Consider the following 2,894-nt stretch of genomic DNA (forward strand, 5'->3'; position numbering starts at 1 on the left):
GCGGCGATGGTGGCGTCGCTGGCGTTCACCTTCACCTACGGCACGCTGGCGGCCAAGAGCCGGCGCGCGGGCATGGTGCTGGTGCCGGTGCTCGACATCCTGCAGTCGGTGCCGGTGCTGGGCTACATCTCGTTCACCGTGACGTTCTTCCTCGCGCTCTTTCCGGGCCGCGTGCTGGGCGCGGAGCTGGCGGCCATCTTCGCGATCTTCACGAGCCAGGCCTGGAACATGACCTTCAGCTTCTACCAGTCGCTGCGCACCGTGCCGCGCGACCTGGACGAGGTCTCGCGCGGCTTTCACCTGACCGCCTGGCAGCGCTTCTGGAAGCTCGAGGTGCCGTTCTCGATGCCGGGGCTGATCTGGAACATGATGATGTCGATGTCGGGCGGCTGGTTCTTCGTGGTGGCCTCCGAGGCCATCACGGTGGGCAACAGCACCATCACGCTGCCGGGCATCGGCGCGTACCTGGCGCAGGCCATCGCGCAGAAGAACCTGCACGCGGTGGGCTGGGTGATCCTGGCCATGACGGTGGTGATCCTCGCCTACGACCAGCTGCTGTTCCGCCCGCTGGTGGCCTGGGCCGACAAGTTCCGCATGGAGACCACCAGTTCGGGCACGGCGCCCGGCTCCTGGCTGCTGGACCTGATCCGGCGCACGCGGCTGATCCACCGCATGCTGGTGCCGTTCGGCTGGCTGCTGGCGCGCCTTGCGCGCGTGCCGCTGAAGCTGCCGGCGTTCGAGCGGCCCAACCCGTTCGGCGTGACGCGCACGCTGGGCACGCGCCTGACCGACATCGTGTGGGGCATCGTCGTGGTGCTGCTCACCGCCTACGTGCTGTACCGGGTGATCGCGTACGTGCACACCGGCGTGGGCATGGACGAGGTGCTGCACGTGTTCGTGCTGGGTTTTATCACGCTGCTGCGGGTGGTGGTGCTGATTGCGCTGTCGTCGCTGGTGTGGGTGCCGCTGGGCGTGCTGATCGGGCTGCGCCCGGCGCTGGCCCAGAAGATCCAGCCGCTCGCGCAGTTCCTCGCGGCGTTTCCGGCGAACCTGCTGTTTCCGGTGTTCGTGATGGCGATCGTGCGCTTTCACCTGAACCCGGACATCTGGCTCTCGCCGCTGGTGGTGCTGGGCACGCAGTGGTACATCCTGTTCAACGTGGTGGCGGGGGCGAGCGCCTACCCGAACGACTACCGTGAGGCGGCCACGAACTTCCGCATCCGCGGCTGGCAGTGGTGGCGCCAGGCGATGCTGCCGGGCGTGCTGCCGTACTACATCACGGGGGCGATCACGGCCTCGGGCGGGGCATGGAACGCGAGCATCGTCGCGGAGGCGGTGCAGTGGGGCGACACGAAGCTGGTGGCGCACGGGCTGGGGGCGTATATCGCGCAGACCACGGCCGACGGGGACTTCCCGAAGATCATCCTTGGGGTGGCGGTGATGTCGCTGTTCGTCACCCTGTTCAACCGGCTGTTGTGGCGTCCGCTGTACGCGTACGCCGGGTCGAGGCTGCGGCTCGACTGAATGGGCGAAGCGGAGAGCGAATCATGCAGGAACCGAAAACTGTAACGGCCGCAGGCGGACAGCCGGCGGCGAACGTGGCGCCGGTGCCGGGCGCCGAGATCCTGAACGTGAAGCACGTGAGCCGTGGCTTCAACAAGGCGCAGGGCGAGCTGCTGGTGCTCGACGACGCGAACCTGACGCTGCGCGAGGGGGAGATCGTGGGGCTGCTGGGCCGCTCGGGCTCGGGCAAGTCGACGCTGCTGCGCATCATCTCGGGGCTGATCGAGCCGACCTCGGGGGAGGTGGAGTACCTGGGGCGGCCGCTGAAGGGCCCGGCCGAGGGCGTGGCGATGGTGTTCCAGACGTTTGCGCTGTTTCCGTGGCTGACGGTGCTGCAGAACGTGGAGGCGGGGCTGGAGGCACGCGGGGTGGCGGCGCGCGAGCGTCGGGAGCGGGCGCTGGCGGCGATCGACCTGATTGGTCTGGACGGCTTCGAGAACGCGTACCCGCGGGAGCTGTCGGGGGGCATGCGGCAGCGGGTGGGGTTTGCGCGTGCGCTGGTGGTGGACCCGACGCTGCTGCTGATGGACGAGCCGTTCTCGGCGCTGGACGTGCTGACGGCCGAGACGCTGCGCACGGACCTGCTGGACCTGTGGACGCAGGGTCGGCTGCCGATCCGCTCGGTGCTGATCGTGACGCACAACATCGAGGAAGCGGTGTTCATGTGCGACCGGATCCTGGTGCTGTCGTCGAACCCGGGGCGGGTGCTGGCGGAGATCAGGGTGCCGTTCAGACATCCGCGCAACCGGCTGGACCCGGCGTTCCGGCGCCTCGTGGACGACATCTACGCGAAGATGACGGCGCGGCAGACGGGCGGCTGGGGCAAGAAGGAGCTGGAGCTGGGCAGCTGGCTGCCGCAGGTGTCGACGAACCTGATGGCGGGGCTGATCGAGACGCTGGCGATGCCGCCGTACCACGGGCGGGCGGACATGCCGGAGATTGCGCGCTCGCTGCATCTGGAGGTGGACGACCTGTTTCCGATCGCGGAGATGCTGCAGCACCTGGGGTTTGCGGACGTGCGCGAGGGGGACGTGTTCCTGACGCCGCCGGGGCGGGTGTTCGCGGAGTTCGGCACGCAGGAGCGCAAGATGATGTTCGCGGAGCACCTGCTGCGCAACGTGCCGCTGGCCGCACGCATCAGGAAGGTGCTCAACGAGCGGCCGGGTCACCGCGCACCGCGCGTGCGCTTCGAGCAGGAGCTGGAAGACTTCCTGTCGGACCAGGCGGCGGAGGAGACGCTCGATACGGTGATCGACTGGAGCCGTTATGCGGAGATCTTCTCGTATAACGACCAGACCGAAATCTTCAGTCTGGAGGATGTGGAGGCTTGA

General features: G+C 68.1%; 2 protein-coding genes. Both read left to right on the plus strand.

The genetic code is table 11. The annotated features are described in order from the left end of the window. Positions 1 to 1,524: ABC transporter permease (locus tag PKKP23_RS33170; RefSeq protein ID WP_126880053.1), on the plus strand; the 1,524-nt coding region annotated here is incomplete at its 5' end. Positions 1,525 to 1,547: 23 nt separating this feature from the next. Further along, entirely contained in the window at positions 1,548 to 2,894 is a 1,347-nt protein-coding gene (locus PKKP23_RS33175) for an ABC transporter ATP-binding protein (RefSeq protein ID WP_126880054.1), read from the plus strand.

It is taken from the genome of Paraburkholderia kururiensis JCM 10599 = LMG 19447 (assembly GCF_003986935.1).
Taxonomy (GTDB): Bacteria; Pseudomonadota; Gammaproteobacteria; order Burkholderiales; family Burkholderiaceae; genus Paraburkholderia; species Paraburkholderia kururiensis.